Annotated in this window: 13 protein-coding genes; 10 read left to right on the forward strand and 3 right to left on the reverse strand. The window is 66.6% G+C overall.

The genetic code is table 11. The annotated features are described in order from the left end of the window. Window positions 1-150 precede the first annotated feature (150 nt). Window positions 151-1,680: a DHA2 family efflux MFS transporter permease subunit gene (locus tag ACFTR6_RS09225; RefSeq protein WP_377957686.1), complete on the forward strand. Its 1,530-nt coding sequence runs from the start codon at window positions 151-153 to the stop codon at window positions 1,678-1,680. Between the two features lie 106 nt (window positions 1,681-1,786). Here ACFTR6_RS09225 and ACFTR6_RS09230 read toward each other — a convergent pair whose 3' ends face one another. Both ACFTR6_RS09230 and ACFTR6_RS09235 read right to left on the reverse strand, forming a co-directional pair. Further along, window positions 1,787-2,623 carry an alpha/beta fold hydrolase gene (locus ACFTR6_RS09230; protein ID WP_076799176.1) on the reverse strand — a complete coding sequence of 279 codons (837 nt, stop codon included), beginning with the start codon at window positions 2,621-2,623 and terminating at the stop codon, window positions 1,787-1,789. A 67-nt stretch (window positions 2,624-2,690) separates the two neighbouring features. Continuing rightward, window positions 2,691-3,629 carry an alpha/beta fold hydrolase gene (locus tag ACFTR6_RS09235; protein WP_076803609.1) on the reverse strand — a complete coding sequence of 313 codons (939 nt, stop codon included), beginning with the start codon at window positions 3,627-3,629 and terminating at the stop codon, window positions 2,691-2,693. Window positions 3,630-3,731: 102 nt separating this feature from the next. Here ACFTR6_RS09235 and lysS point away from each other — a divergent pair, with 102 nt between their 5' ends. From lysS to dhaM, 9 genes are all read left to right on the forward strand, one after another. Further along, window positions 3,732-5,264: a lysine--tRNA ligase gene (gene lysS, locus ACFTR6_RS09240; RefSeq protein ID WP_172804266.1), complete on the forward strand. Its 1,533-nt coding sequence runs from the start codon at window positions 3,732-3,734 to the stop codon at window positions 5,262-5,264. A gap of 2 nt (window positions 5,265-5,266) precedes the next feature. Further along, window positions 5,267-5,470, forward strand: coding sequence for a hypothetical protein (locus ACFTR6_RS09245; RefSeq protein ID WP_076799174.1), 204 nt, complete (start codon window positions 5,267-5,269; stop codon window positions 5,468-5,470). A 138-nt stretch (window positions 5,471-5,608) separates the two neighbouring features. Continuing rightward, window positions 5,609-5,935, forward strand: a complete 327-nt coding sequence (locus tag ACFTR6_RS09250; RefSeq protein WP_076799173.1) for an Lsr2 family protein — start codon at window positions 5,609-5,611, stop codon at window positions 5,933-5,935. Window positions 5,936-6,454: 519 nt separating this feature from the next. Next, on the forward strand, window positions 6,455-8,947 hold the full coding sequence (locus ACFTR6_RS09255; RefSeq protein ID WP_087873346.1) for an ATP-dependent Clp protease ATP-binding subunit: 2,493 nt from the start codon (window positions 6,455-6,457) through the stop codon (window positions 8,945-8,947). Between the two features lie 188 nt (window positions 8,948-9,135). Then, the gene (locus ACFTR6_RS09260; RefSeq protein ID WP_377957687.1) at window positions 9,136-11,256 is read left to right on the forward strand and encodes a prolyl oligopeptidase family serine peptidase; all 2,121 of its coding nucleotides are present in this window, start codon (window positions 9,136-9,138) and stop codon (window positions 11,254-11,256) included. 52 nt (window positions 11,257-11,308) lie between these two features. Next, window positions 11,309-11,821, forward strand: coding sequence for an amino-acid N-acetyltransferase (locus ACFTR6_RS09265; RefSeq protein ID WP_076799170.1), 513 nt, complete (start codon window positions 11,309-11,311; stop codon window positions 11,819-11,821). A gap of 240 nt (window positions 11,822-12,061) precedes the next feature. Beyond that, window positions 12,062-13,063: a dihydroxyacetone kinase subunit DhaK gene (dhaK, locus tag ACFTR6_RS09270; protein WP_076799169.1), complete on the forward strand. Its 1,002-nt coding sequence runs from the start codon at window positions 12,062-12,064 to the stop codon at window positions 13,061-13,063. A 2-nt stretch (window positions 13,064-13,065) separates the two neighbouring features. Then, the gene (gene dhaL, locus ACFTR6_RS09275; RefSeq protein WP_076799168.1) at window positions 13,066-13,692 is read left to right on the forward strand and encodes a dihydroxyacetone kinase subunit DhaL; all 627 of its coding nucleotides are present in this window, start codon (window positions 13,066-13,068) and stop codon (window positions 13,690-13,692) included. Beyond that, window positions 13,689-14,459 (forward strand): dihydroxyacetone kinase phosphoryl donor subunit DhaM, encoded by a 771-nt coding sequence (gene dhaM / locus ACFTR6_RS09280; protein WP_076799167.1) that lies wholly within the window; start codon window positions 13,689-13,691, stop codon window positions 14,457-14,459. The genes dhaL and dhaM overlap by 4 nt, the downstream gene beginning before the upstream one ends. 25 nt (window positions 14,460-14,484) lie before the next feature. Here the strand turns inward: dhaM and ACFTR6_RS09285 are convergent, their stop codons facing one another. Further along, complete coding sequence (locus ACFTR6_RS09285; RefSeq protein WP_377957688.1) at window positions 14,485-14,982, reverse strand: hypothetical protein; 498 nt, start codon at window positions 14,980-14,982, stop codon at window positions 14,485-14,487. Window positions 14,983-15,079: the final 97 nt, after the last annotated feature.

Here is a 15,079-nt window from a genome sequence, read left to right on the forward strand (position 1 = left end):
GAGCTCTTAAGGGGCATACAGTCCGGGTGACCTTCATCCCCTTTACGGGGAATGGGCAGCGTGCCGGGAATGTGCGGGGCCACTACACTGTTGGAGTCTGCAGCGGCGCTGACCGCAGCCACCCACTTCCAACTCCCCGAGGGCCTCGCCATGTCTACCAAAGTCACATCCACGTCGTCTGGCGAACCCGTCCCGGAGCCCGCAGCTCCCGTTGCATCCGCAGCCGCAGGGCCGCCGTCGAATGCAGCACCGTCCCCGGCGGCAGCACCGCCGTCGGACAAAATGTCCCGCGAGTCCGTGACGGTCATTGTCACGCTGCTGGTGGCCACGTTCGTGGTGATCCTGAACGAAACCATCATGAACGTCGCCCTGCAGCGCCTCATGGTGGACCTGCGTGTGGATGCGCCCACGGTCCAGTGGCTCGCGACCGGGTTCATGCTGACCATGGCCGTGGTGATTCCGACCACCGGATTCATCCTCCAGCGGCTGTCCACGCGGTCGGTGTTCCTCCTGGCGATGGGCCTGTTTGCCGGCGGTACGGCGCTCGCCGCGGCGGCACCGGGCTTCGAGATTCTCCTGCTGGCACGGATCATCCAGGCCGGCGGCACCGCCATCATGCTTCCGCTGCTGATGACCACCATCCTCACGCTGGTCCCGCTGGCCCGCCGCGGCGCCGTGATGGGCAACGTCAGCATCGCCATCTCGGTGGCACCGGCCATGGGCCCCACCGTCTCCGGGTTCATCCTGCAGCACTTCTCCTGGCGCTTCATGTTCATCTTCGTCCTGCCCATCGCGCTGGCGGCCCTGGCGATTGGTGCCAGGTTCCTCACCAATGTCGGTGAGACGGAGAAGACCCGGCTCGACTTCTTCTCCGTGGTGCTGACGGTTCCGGCCTTCGGCGGCTTCGTCTACGGCCTCAGCCAGATCGGCGGCGGCCATGGCGGCGGCAGCGGCCCGAGCACCCTTGCCGTGGTTGCGCTGGTTGTCGGCGTCGCCGGCCTGGCCGCCTTCACGTTCCGCCAGCTCCGGCTGCAGAAGTCCGGGGCCCCGCTGCTGGACCTGCGGGCATTCAACCTCCGGATGTTCACGGTTTCCGTGCTGCTGATGGTCGTGTCCATGGTGGCTTTGTTCGGCGCCGTGATCCTGCTGCCGCTGTACCTGCAGGAAATCCGCGGCCTGCAGTCCCTCGAGACCGGTCTGGCCCTGCTGCCCGGCGGCCTTGCCATGGGCCTGCTCGGCCCGGTGATCGGCCGCCTGTTCGACAAGGTGGGGCCGCTGCCGCTCACTGTCACCGGTTCATCGCTCATGGTCCTGACGCTGTGGCAGTTCGCGATGCTCGACGCCGGCACTCCGGTCTGGTGGATCGTCACCCTGCACGTGGGGCTCAGTTTCGGGCTGGCGCTGCTCTTTACGCCCGCGTTCACCACCGGGCTGAACCCGCTGCCGCCACACCTGTACTCCCACGGCTCGGCCATCATGAGCACGCTGCAGCAGGTCGCCGGCGCGGCGGGCACGGCGCTGCTGGTGTCCATCTTCGCCTTTGTTTCCGCGGGCTCCGGCCTCGTCGCGGGCATGAGCGCAGCGTTCCTGACGGCAACCGTCATCGCCGTTGCCGCCGTCGTTCTTTCCACGATGATGCGCAAGACGGCTGGCGCCGAAGGAGCGCCCGCGGCCCACTAGGCGGTCCCAAACCCCCTGAGTCGCTCCAGCCACTGGCGCGAACGTACAGTTAAGGCCCCAATTCCCGGTGGAAAAGGGGCCTTAACTGTACGTTCGCGCTGCTGGGTCAGCCGGCGAAGAACTCGCTGAGTTCGGTGATGAGCTTGTCCGGGGCGCGGATGACGCCGTCGTGCCCGAAGCCCGGCAGGATGGTGTAGCTGGAGCCGGAAAGGACGTCGTGGATCTGCCCGCAGGCCACGCCGAAGTAGGCCGGGCTCTTCTCGCCGACGATGATGAGGGTTTCCAGCGGCAGCTGGAGGAACGGCTCGGCCGGCATGTCCGCCGCGACGATGGCCTTGATTTCACGGACGCCCGTGCGCATCATTTCCCGCTGCTGCTTGCCCATGGACGTACCTGCAGTGAGCCGGTTGGCCAGGGTCAGCATGGACAGGGGCATGCGGGACGAGAACGGACCCGCGGCCTCGAGCCCGCGCTGCAGGACGGCGAGGGCGCGGTCATCGTCTCCGGCCGCCGTGGCACGCTCGTACTCGACGGTCCAGTCGGCCGTGACGCTGTGGTTCACGGACACAGCAGGATCGTAGACCGCAAGCCGTTCCACAGGCAGCGTCCGCGCGGCGTGAAGGGCCACGGCCCCGCCGAAGCTGTGCCCGAACACATCCGTGCTGTCCGTGTGCTTCATGACGGTGTCGAGGTCGCGGATGTCGACGTCCAGGGTGTAGTCGCCCTGCTGTTCCGAGGAGGCGCCCCGTCCGCGGCGGTTGAAGGTGTGGACCGGCCGGCCGAGTTCGGCGCTGAGCCGCTGCGCGAACCTCGTGTAATCGGAAGCCGTGACCATGGAAGAGATGACGACCACGACGCCGGATCCGGCCGAGGCCAGCGCTTCGCCCGTGCTGAACAGCTCAAGCTTGCCGCCGTCGGGGGTGCTGATGATCTCGCGAGTCATGTTCCGAGCCTATCGGAGGCCGGCGTGTGCTGACAGCCGGACTGCACCTGCCACCGGACGTGTTGACCTAGCGGCGCCGCCGCTTCCGGCTCCACGGAGTGATGGTCCCGTCCGTCCCGTTCAGAAAGCGCGCGATCCGGATGGCCAGGCGCTTCCCCGGCCGGATCGGCCCTTCGTGCAGCTGTCCTGGAACCACGGCGAAATCGATCGCCGGCACCGCCGAGGCCAGCTGCCTGCCGGTATCGGAAAAATATCCCGGGCTCCAGCCGCCACTGAGCATCAGCGTGGGGGTGGCCAGTTCCACGAAATCCGCGAGCTCGGCATCGGCATCGAGCACCGCCCGCATCTCCTTCACGGCCGTTGGTAGCAGTTCCCGCATTTCGGAGCCGACGTTGGTCCGGGCGGACATGATGCTCAGCATCCGCAGGGCGCCGAGGGGCAGGTAGGAGAGCGGGCCGGCCGTCGCCAGGCCCTGGACCAGGTGTGCCCAGGCGTGGTTGAGCTGCCCGTCCGTCACGGCCTGCTCCAGTTCCGGCCGCCAGCGGTGGTGCAGGTTGCCGGAGAGGGACACCGCGGCGTCGTACGTGACCAGCCGGCGCAGCGGCATCTCGCGTGCCGCCTGGAGCGCCACGAAGCCGCCGTAGCTGTGCGCCACCACGTCCTCGGACCCCGTCTCCTTCATCACGGCGGCGAGGTCCCGGATCTCGGTCTGCACGGAATAGTCGTCCGGCTGCTCCGCGGAACGGCCGCGGCCGCGCCGGTTGTAGCAGTGGACGGGCCGGCTCAGGAGGAAGCTCAGGTTGCGGGCGAACGGGCGGTACAGCTGGTCGGTCACCAGCGTTCCGTGGATAAGTACGACGCCGGGAGCCGCCGCCGGGGGCGGGTCGCCCTGGGCTGTGGTGCCGTCGGCGGTACCGCCGTTGACTGTGGTGAGTGTGGCGGGCCGGAAGGAGTGCACCTCAAGCCGGCCGCCGTCGTCGTCCGTCTCAACTGTCCAGGTCTCCACCACCTGAGTCTATGCCCCACCCCTGGCGGAGAACCGGACGAAAATTCCAGGGCGCCGGGGTGCCGAACGCCGAGGCGGGAAGTCCCGGTAAACTTGGTGACTGTGACTTCCCAAAACACCCCCGCCCCGAAGAACGCCCCGGAACCGCTCGACGCCAGCGAACAGATGCGCATCCGCATGGACAAGCGCGCCAAGCTGATCGAACGCGGGCAGGAAGCGTACCCGGTGGGTGTTGAGCGCACGCACTCACTCAGCGAGATCCGTGAAAAGTACGCGCACCTGCAGGCCGACGAGACCACCGGCGACGTCGTGGGCGTCACCGGGCGTGTCGTGTTTGTCCGCAACACCGGCAAGCTGTGCTTCGCCACGCTGCAGGAAGGCGGCACGGACGGCAAGGGCACACGGCTGCAGGCCATGCTCAGCCTGGCGAACGTGGGCGAGGAGGCCCTCGCCGACTGGAAGGCCCTGGTTGACCTGGGCGACCACGTTTTCATCCAGGGCGAAGTCATCTCGTCGCGCCGCGGTGAACTCTCCGTCATGGCCGACTCCTGGTCCATGGCGTCCAAGGCACTGCGCCCGCTGCCGGTGCTGCACGCCGAGCTCAACGAGGAAACCCGCGTGCGCCAGCGTTACGTGGACCTGATGGTCCGCGATGAGGCCCGCGAGATGGTGTACACCCGCGCCGCCATCACCCGCTCCATCCGCGAGACCCTCTTCCGCCACAGCTACGTTGAGGTGGAAACGCCCATCCTGCAGCTGGTCCACGGCGGCGCGCTGGCGCGTCCGTTCGAAACGCACATGAACGCGTTCGACCAGAAGATGACCCTGCGCATCGCAACCGAGCTGTACCTCAAGCGCGCAGTGGTCGGCGGCATCGACCGCGTCTACGACATGGGCCGGGTGTTCCGCAACGAGGGCGTGGACTCCACCCACAGCCCCGAATTCACCACGCTTGAGTGCTACGAGGCCTGGGCGGACCAGTTCGTCATGGCCGAGCGCATCAAGGAGATCATCCTGGACGCCGCGGATGCTGTGGGCGCTGGACGGGTACTGCAGACTGAAGCCGGAGAGATCAACCTCGACGGCGACTGGGCCTGGGTGGCTGTTTACCCGGGACTTTCCGAAGCGGTGGGCCAGGAGATCACCCCCGACACCCCGCTCGAGGAACTGCGCGCCGTGGCCGAGAAGCACGAGGTCAAGGTCGACCCGAAATGGGATGCAGAGAAGCTGGCCGTGGAGCTGTTCGGCGAAATCGTCGAGCCCACCCTGCTGAACCCCACTTTTGTCTACGACTACCCGCCGTCTGCCCAGCCGCTGGCCCGCCCGCACCGCGAGGACGGCCGCCTGATCGAGGCCTGGGACCTGATCATCGGCGGCATGGAGCGCGGCACGGCCTTCTCCGAGCTCATTGACCCGGTCATCCAGCGCGAACGCCTCACCGAGCAGTCCATGCACGCCGCCGCCGGCGATGCCGAGGCCATGCAGTTGGATGAGGACTTCCTCCGCGCCCTGGAATACGGTGCACCTCCCATGGGCGGCATCGGCCTGGGCATCGACCGCCTGGTCATGCTCTTTACCGGCGCAGGCATCCGCGAAACCATTCTCTTCCCGCTGCTCAAGCCCGAAGGCCACTGATCATGGACTACATCGCCGTACTGCTTCCCTCGGTGGTGGTTGGCCTGCTCTTTTGGTTTGCCATGAAGTCGATCTTTAACGCGGACAAGGCAGAACGCCAGGCCGAAGCCCGCGCGCAGGCGGAAGCCGATGCCCAGGCTGAGGCTGATGCGCAGAGGGCAGCCGGAGACGATTCCCCCGAGCCTCCGGCCGAATCAGACAAATAGCAGGTGACTTTCTAAAGCCCCCGGTTATCCCCAAGGAACCATTGCGCGTTTTGACGCGTTGCCTTATTGGGGGAGATACTTTAGGTGGAAACATCCTGCTTTTCTGATTACACGTCCTTTCCAAAAGAGAGATTTTTGATGGCACAGAAAGTTAATATCGTCCTCGTGGACGATCTGGATGGGGGATCCGCGGACGAAACCGTTCGCTTCGGCCTGGATGGCGTCGGTTATGAAATTGACCTGTCCGCTGCCAATGCTTCAGAACTGCGGTCATCACTGGAACGCTTTGTTTCAGCCGGCCGCAAAACATCAGGCGGCCGTCCTGCCCGTGTCAAAGCACAGGGTGGACGCAGCCAGGACTCTGCCCAGATACGCCAGTGGGCGCGGGACCACGGTTACACCGTAAACGCGCGCGGCCGCATTCAGGCGGAAATCCAGGAAGCCTACCAAAAGGCCAATTCCTAGCCCGGCGCCCTGACAACCAGTTAGTGCACAAAAAGTTCTGAGCATATGTGTTGCGCCCCCGGATTTGCGGGGGCGCTGCGCTTTAACCGGATCTTTAGCCGGTCTCTTTAGCCAGTCTCTTTCGCCGGACAGCGCCCGGCGCATTTTGTCGGGAGCCTCGCCGATTTGTGGCTAAGCGCCTCTGCCGGACTGGTGAATGGGACATCCTGTCCCGCAGGGAATCGGACCCGGGGAATCCGGCTGATTTCCAAAACAGCGGCAGCACCATGAAACCTGGACAATCGCTGCAGGGTGATTTCGGACACGGGATCCCGGGAGCAATCTGCCCGGAAGCAATATAAAGGGCGCCGGCACGGGCGGAGCTTGCCGGGCCCGTCCGGGTGTCCCAGTGGCGAGGCCGATACGGCAGCTCCGTGGAACTGTGCAAGGCCCCCGGTTTCCCCTGTGGCGAACAAGCTCCCCAAGTCGTGCTTCCCCCACGTAGCATCAAAGTACGTCGTAGCTAGGGAGTGTGGCGAAATGTTTGAGCGATTTACGGACCGTGCCCGTCGCGTAGTTGTGCTTGCCCAAGAAGAGGCACGCATGCTGAACCACAATTACATTGGTACCGAACACATCCTCTTGGGTCTGATCCACGAAGGTGAGGGCGTTGCCGCCAAAGCTCTTGAGTCCTTGAGCATTTCGCTCGACGGCGTCCGCGAGCAGGTGCAGGAGATTATCGGCCAGGGCCAGCAGGCTCCCTCCGGCCACATCCCCTTCACGCCGCGTGCAAAGAAGGTGCTGGAGCTTTCGCTGCGCGAAGCCCTGCAGCTTGGCCACAACTACATCGGCACGGAGCACATCCTGCTGGGACTCATCCGCGAGGGTGAGGGTGTGGCCGCGCAGGTGCTGGTGAAGCTCGGTGCCGACCTCAACCGGGTCCGCCAGCAGGTCATTCAGCTGCTCTCCGGCTACCAGGGCAAAGAGACCACCGGGGCCGGCGTCGGCCAGAGCCAGGCAGAAGGTACCCCCGCCGGCTCCGTCGTGCTGGACCAGTTCGGCCGGAACCTGACGCAGGCTGCCCGCGAGAACAAGCTGGACCCTGTCATCGGACGCGAGCAGGAAATGGAACGCGTCATGCAGGTCCTTTCCCGCCGCACCAAGAACAACCCCGTGCTGATCGGCGAGCCCGGCGTCGGCAAGACCGCCGTCGTTGAAGGCCTTGCCCAGGCGATCGTGCGCGGCGACGTCCCCGAGACCATCAAGGACAAGCAGCTGTACACGCTGGACCTTGGTTCCCTCGTGGCCGGCTCCCGCTACCGCGGTGACTTCGAAGAGCGCCTGAAGAAGGTCCTCAAGGAAATCCGCACCCGTGGCGACATCATCCTCTTCATTGACGAGATCCACACCCTGGTGGGTGCCGGTGCCGCCGAAGGAGCCATCGACGCGGCCTCGATCCTGAAGCCGATGCTGGCCCGCGGCGAGCTGCAGACCATCGGTGCCACCACCCTGGACGAGTACCGCAAGCACATCGAGAAGGATGCGGCCCTCGAGCGCCGCTTCCAGCCGATCCAGGTCAAGGAGCCGTCGGTTGCGCACGCAATCGAGATCCTCAAAGGCCTGCGGGACCGTTACGAGGCCCACCACCGCGTCACCATCACCGACGGCGCCCTCGCCTCGGCCGCGAACCTGTCCGAACGCTACATCTCGGACCGGTTCCTGCCGGACAAGGCGATCGACCTCATCGATGAAGCCGGTGCCCGGCTGCGCATCCGCCGCATGACCGCCCCGCCGGAGCTCAAGGAGATGGACGAGCGCATCTCCGAGCTGAAGATGGAGAAGGAGTCCGCGATTGACGCGCAGGACTTCGAAGGTGCTGCCGCGCTGCGCGACAAGGAGCAGAAGCTCATCACCGAGCGCTCCGAGAAGGAACGCCACTGGAAGACCGGCGGCATGGACGACATCTCCGAGGTGGATGAGGACCTGATCGCAGAAGTCCTCGCGAACTCCACGGGCATTCCGGTCTTCAAGCTGACCGAGGAGGAATCCTCGCGCCTGCTGAAGATGGAAGACGAGCTGCACAAGCGCGTCGTCGGCCAGGACGAGGCCATCAAGGCGCTGTCCCAGGCCATCCGCCGCACGCGTGCCGGACTGAAGGACCCCAAGCGTCCGGGCGGTTCGTTCATCTTCGCCGGCCCCACCGGCGTCGGCAAGACCGAGCTGGCCAAGGCCCTCGCCGAGTTCCTGTTCGGTGAAGAGGACGCCCTGATCACCCTGGACATGTCCGAGTACTCGGAGAAGCACACGGTGTCGCGTCTCTTCGGTGCCCCTCCGGGCTACGTCGGCTACGAAGAGGGCGGACAGCTGACGGAGAAGGTCCGCCGCCGTCCGTTCTCCGTGGTTCTGTTCGATGAAGTGGAGAAGGCCCACGCGGACCTCTTCAACTCGCTGCTGCAGATCCTGGAAGACGGCCGCCTGACCGACTCCCAGGGCCGCGTGGTGGACTTCAAGAACACCGTGATCATCATGACCACCAACCTCGGAACCCGGGACATCTCCAAGAGTGTTGCCACCGGTTTCCAGTCCGGCACGGACACCCAGACCGGCTACAACCGGATGCGCGCCCGGGTCACGGAGGAGCTCAAGCAGCACTTCCGCCCCGAGTTCCTCAACCGTGTTGACGACGTCGTGGTGTTCCCGCAGCTGACGCAGGACGAGATCATCGAGATCGTGGACCTGTTCGTGACCCGCCTCGAGAAGCGCCTCAAGGACAAGGACATGGGCATCGAGCTGACCAAGGCAGCCAAGGTGCTCCTGGCCACCCGCGGCTACGATCCCGCCATGGGTGCCCGGCCGCTGCGCCGTACCATCCAGCGCGAGATCGAGGACCAGCTCTCCGAGAAGATCCTCTTCGGCGAGCTGCACTCCGGCGACATCGTGGTGGTGGACGTGGACGGCGAGGGCGACGACGCGAAGTTCACCTTCGCCGGCAACGCCAAGCCGCGCATCCCGGAGATCGCGCCCAGCGCCTAGCTCCAGGACAACAGCCGCACTCCAGCGCCAAGAGGCCCTGCCCGCCCCCGAAAGGGGCCGGCGGGGCCTCCTGCTGTTTGGGCCGCCGTCAGATGGCCGACGGGGCGGAGCGCGCAGTTCTGAAAGTACTGTTTCACTAATAGTGAACCGGCCTGTGATCCACCGCACAGCCGGTGTTGAATCAGCACATGTCAACTGAAGATGCAGCGACCCTGCGCGAGCAACCGGCTACCCCTTTCCATGACCTCGACCACTACCTGGCGATCCCGCGCGTCAGTGGCCTGGCCCTCAGCCCCGACGGCCAGCGGCTGGTGACCGCCGTCGCCACGCTCAACAGCAAGGGCACCGAATACGTTTCGGCTCTGTGGGAGGTGGACCCGGCAGGTGCGAACCAGGCCCGGAGGATCACCCGCAGCGCCAAGGGCGAAGCCGGCGCCGCGTTCGCGGCCAACGGCGACGTCTACTTCACCTCCGCCAGGCCGGATCCGGAGAAGGAAGCCGACGGCGACCCCGTCAGCGCGCTTTGGGTGCTCCCCGCCGGCGGCGGCGAGGCGCGCGTGGTGCTCTCCAGGCCAGGCGGCGTGGACAAGGTCATGGCCGCCAGGGACGCCAACGCCGCCTTCGTCACCGCCACCGTCCTCGCCGGCTCCAGGGACGAGGACGACGACGCCGAGCGCCGCAAAAGCCGCAAGGACAACAGAGTGGCGGCCATCCTGCACAGTGAATACCCGGTGCGCTACTGGGACGCTGACCTCGGCCCTGCCCAGCCCCGGCTCTTCGCCGTGGAGCCCGGGACGGATCAGGAACCGGGGAAACCCGCCACCGTGGACAGCGCAGCACCCCTCACGCTGCGCAACCTCACCCCGCAGGTGGGTTCCCGGCTCCGCGAGGCTGTCTCGGTGGTCAGCCCGGACGGCAAGACCATCTACACCAGCCTGGTCAAGCCGCTGCCGAAGGCGGACCTGCGCTCGGTGCTCGCCGCGGTTGACGTTGCCACCGGCAACTTGAGGATCCTCCTCGACGAGGAAGGCATGAACTACTTCCCGGGACCGGTCAGCCCGGACGGCGGCACTCTCGCCGTCCTCAGCGAAAGCGACACGACCCCGCAGCAGGCCCCGCAGGTCAAGCTCCACCTCCTCGACGTGTCCAGTGGGGCCGGGCCGGAAGACCTGCAGCCCCTGGCGCATGACTGGGACCGGTGGGCCCACCCTGAGGCCTGGCTCCCGGACGGCTCTGCACTCCTGGTCACGGCAGACGACGACGGCGCGTCGCCGGTTTTCAGCGTGAGCGCTGCGGCAGGTGCCGCCCGGGGGAGCGTCACCAGGGTGACGCCGGATGCGGCGGCCTACACCGACGTGGTCGTTTCACCCGACGGGCGCAGCGCCTACGCGCTGCGCAGCTCTTACGAGTTTCCGGCCGAGCCCGTCAGGATCGACCTCGCCACCGGGGACGTCACGCGGCTGCCGTCGCCGGCTGGGCGGCCGCAGACCGCGGGGTCGCTGGAGCGGGTGGAGACGACGGCGGCCGACGGCACCCGGGTGCCTGCCTACCTGGCCCTGCCCGCCGGGGCTTCTGCCGGGAACCCCGCGCCGCTGCTGCTCTGGATCCACGGCGGTCCCCTGGGCTCCTGGAATGCCTGGACCTGGCGCTGGAACCCGTGGCTGCTCACTGCCCGGGGCTACGCCGTTCTCCTGCCGGACCCTGCGCTGTCAACGGGGTACGGCCAGGAATACATCCAGCGGGGCTGGGGCGGCTGGGGCAAGGCGCCGTACACGGACCTCATGGCCATCACGGACTCAGTGGTGCAGCGGCCGGATATCGACGAAAGCCGGACGGCGGCGATGGGAGGCTCGTTCGGCGGCTACATGGCGAACTGGGTGGCCGGCCAGACGGACCGGTTCAAGGCGATCGTGACCCACGCCAGCCTGTGGGCGCTGGACCAGTTCGGCCCCACCACGGACGCATCGCAGTACTGGCTCAAGGAAATGACGGCGGAAATGGCGCTGGAGAACTCCCCGCACCTGCACGTCGAGAAGATCCTGACGCCCATGCTGGTGATCCACGGCGACAAGGACTACCGCGTGCCCATCGGGGAGGGCCTGCGGCTCTGGTACGAGCTGCTGTCCAGGTCCCGGCTCGCGGCCGACGGCAACGGGCAGACCAGCCACAGGTTCCTCTTCTATCCCGACGAAAACCACTGGATCCTGCAGCCCCAGCATGCCAAGGTCTGGTATGGCGTGGTTGAACACTTCCTGGCCAGGAACGTCCTCGGCAAGGACATTCCGCTTCCCGCCGACCTGGGGCTCTGACACTGCTGGTCCCTGCCAGGGGCGTGAGTGCAGCAGTCCGTAAGATGGGGCTGTGACTGACTCCTCCTTCAGCATCCGCCCGGCCCGGACCAGCGATGTGGCCGCCATCAAGCGACTCGTGGCGCCACTCGCCGAAGAGAGGATCCTGATGGCCAAGGAGACGGTGGCGTACTACGAGAGCCTGCAGGAGTTCCTGATCGCCGAGTCGGCGGCCGGCGAGGTCATCGGCTGCGGCGCCCTGCACGTCATGTGGGAGGACCTGGCCGAGGTCCGCACTCTCGCAGCTTCCGATGCCTGGCGCGGCAAGGGCGTGGGCCATGTCCTGGTTGAAAGCCTCCTGAAGCAGGCCGCAGCCCTGGGCGTCTCCCGCGTGTTCTGCCTGACCTTCGAGGTGGATTTCTTCAAGCGGCACGGCTTCGAGGTGATGGCAGACCAGTCGGCGGTGGACCCGCAGGTGTACTCCGAACTGCTGCGCTCGCACGACGAAGGCGTGGCCGAGTTCCTGGACCTTGCGCGCGTGAAGCCCAATACGCTCGGCAACACGCGGATGATCAGGACCCTCTAGGTCCGGTTCAATATCTGCGGGTAACATTGCTTTCCTTTTGTAAACTTGCTGGATAAACTCTTGGGGACGGAAGGGACCGCATTGGGGGCTGTCCCTTCCGGATCCCTTCCAAGCCTTTTCTGGGTCCCCTCGGCGGTGCGGACGCCCGCGCGCTGAACTACCGCCGGGCCGGTGCCGGTAGTAGGGTCAAAGCACATCCTGATCGATGTCAATGAAGCACCGAGAGGCCAGGAGCCAGCCGTGAAGAAGCTCATCAATGACCCCCGCGCTGTTGTGGATGAATCAGTGGAAGGATTCGGACTTGCCCATGCGGACCTCGTGACCGTCAGCGCCGACCCGAAGTACGTCACCCGCAAGGATGCCCCCGTTGCCGGCAAGGTGGGCCTGGTGTCCGGCGGCGGCAGCGGGCACGAGCCGCTTCACGCCGGTTTTGTGGGCCGCGGCATGCTCGACGCCGCCGTGCCCGGTGCCGTGTTTACCTCACCGACCCCGGACCAGATCATTCCGGCGACGCTCGCCGTGAACTCCGGTGCCGGTGTGGTCCATATCGTCAAGAACTACACCGGCGATGTCCTGAACTTCGAGACGGCTGCGGAAATGGCCCAGGCCGAGGGCGTGGAGGTCCGCACCGTACTCGTCAACGATGACGTCGCAGTGGAGGATTCGCTGTACACGGCGGGCCGCAGGGGAGTGGGCGGCACTGTCCTGGTGGAGAAAATCGCCGGGGCTGCGGCCGAACGCGGCGACGACCTCGATGCGGTGGCGGCCATCGGCGACCGCGTGAACAGGAATGTGCGCACGATGGGCGTGGCACTCACAGCCTGCACGGTGCCGCATGCCGGATCACCGAGCTTTGACCTCGAGGACAACGAGATTGAAATCGGCATCGGCATTCACGGCGAGCCCGGCCGGCACAAGATCGCCCTGGAAAATGCCGACGGCATCACCGACCGCCTGCTGGAACCGGTTCTCAGCGACCTCGGAACGGTGTCGGGCGAGAAGGTTCTCCTGTTCGTCAACGGCATGGGCGGAACACCGCTGAGCGAGCTGTATATCGTCTACCGCCGGGCCGCCCAGATACTTGCGGAGCGGGGCGTCACGGTGGAGCGCTCCCTCGTGGGGAACTACATCACGTCCCTCGAGATGCAGGGATGCTCCATCTCCGTCCTGCGGCTTGACGACGAGATGACGGCCCTCTGGGATGCGCCTGTGCACACGCCGGCGCTGCGATGGGGCGTGTAGCAGTGGGACTGGACGTGACCTGGGCCGTCAAATGGCTCACGCTGTCAGCGCAGGCGATGGCGGAACACAGGGTGGAACTCATCGAGCTCGACCGGGCCATCGGGGACTCGGACCACGGCGAAAACATGGACCGCGGCTTCCAGGCGGTGCTTGAGAAGCTCGCCGAAAACCCTCCGGAAACCCCGGGCGCGGCACTCAAGCTGACGGCCATGGCGCTGATGTCGAAGGTGGGCGGCGCCGCCGGGCCGCTCTACGGGACCGCGTTCCTGCGGGCCGCAACCACACTTGGGGATGCTGCTGACGTCGATTCCTCGGCGCTCGCCGCGGCACTCGCAGCGGCGCGGGACGGTATCGTGGCCCGCGGAAAGGCCGAGGCAGGCGACAAGACGATGGTTGATGCCTGGACTCCGGCCGCTGACGCAGCCGCTGCTGCCGCCGCCGACGGTGACACGCTGGCAGTCCTTATCGCCGCCGCGGAGGCTGCCGAGGCGGGTGCGGTCGCGACCGACCCGCTCGTGGCGCGCAAGGGCAGGGCCAGCTACCTGGGGGAGCGAAGCGCGGGCCACCGGGACCCCGGAGCGGCATCCAGTGCCCTGATTCTCCGCGCCGCTGCGGGAGCTGCCGCATGACGGTGCGGATCGTGGTGGTTTCGCACAGTGACAAGATAGCCGACGGCGCGGTGGAGCTCGCTGCCCAGATGGCGCCGGACGTGATGATGGTGCCGGCCGGCGGAACGTCCGATGGCAGGATCGGCACCAGCATGGAAAAGGTGATGGCTGCGCTGGAATCCGCGGCCGGAGGCGATGGCGTGGTGGTGCTGACCGATCTCGGCTCGGCCGTTATGACGGCGGAGTCGGCCATGGAGTTCGCCGAGGGCAACGCCCCGGTGCTTCTCGCCGATGCCCCGATCGTGGAGGGCCTCGTGGCGGCTGCGGTGGCGGCCCAGGGAGGTGCAAGCGTTCATGCTGTTCGCCGGGCCGCCGAGGCCACGCATGGCTATCCCGCCTCCCGTCCCAAGGCCGAAGAGCGTCTTCCTGCCGCTGCCCCCGCTGCCGTGGGGGCCGCGGCTGTTGCTGCCGCCCCCGCCGCCGGCGCCCCTGCCGGACAGACTGCCGGTGCTGCTGCCGCGCCCGCTGCCCCGGATGCGAGCGGCGACTTTGAGCTGGTTAACCAGGCCGGAATGCATGCGCGCCCGGCCGCCAAGATAGCCGGCGGCTTGTCCGCGCTGGATGCCGAAGTCACGGTGAACGGAGTGGACGGTGCCTCCATGACGGGGCTGATGACGCTGGCAGCCGGCAAGGGATCGGTGCTCCACGTGGAAGCGTACGGGCCCGACGCCGAGCGCGCCGTGGCGTACGTGGCGGGCCTGGTCAGGGACGGCTTCGGCGAACCCTGAGGCCGCGCAGGCCGGGTCAGTACAGCTACCGGTCCTGGCGGAGTCCGGCCTCATCCAGCACCACCGACGCTGAGACAAACCGCCCGCACTGCTCGCCGAACGGGTAGCCGCCCGCCGGGGTGAAGCGCAGCGTGCGCACCGGCAGGGGACTTCCGTCGATGGACGTTCCGGAGGCCGTGACTTCCATCGGTGACTCCGTCAGGACGTCCAGCATGAGCATTCCCCGCTTGGTTCTGTCCGGCTCCGATGTCGCGGAGCAGATGCCGTCGGGCCTGGAGCCATCGGTGCAGCCCTGATCCACGGAAATGAAGCCCGGCGCCAGCTCCAGCTCACCCTCCCTGCACGAGCCGTCCTGGCACGCCTTCAAATGGAGGGCCTTTACGGCCGGGGCGTAGCTGGCCGCAACCGTTACCGACACCCCTGACGCCTGGGCGATCGCCGGGCACGCCACCTCGAACACATGGCATCCGGAGAGAAGCACCGTCGTCGTGATTGTGGCCAAAAGTACCCCTGTTTTGCCCATACTTCAGGGTAAATCCGGCACGATACCGAGCGGACCCGCAGGGGAAAACTGGTACAGACATCGTTACCCCCGGGACCGGAACGACTGCCAATTCGAG

Origin of the sequence: Arthrobacter sp. NPDC057009, assembly GCF_042673905.1 — a bacterium.
GTDB lineage: Bacteria > Actinomycetota > Actinomycetes > Actinomycetales > Micrococcaceae > Arthrobacter.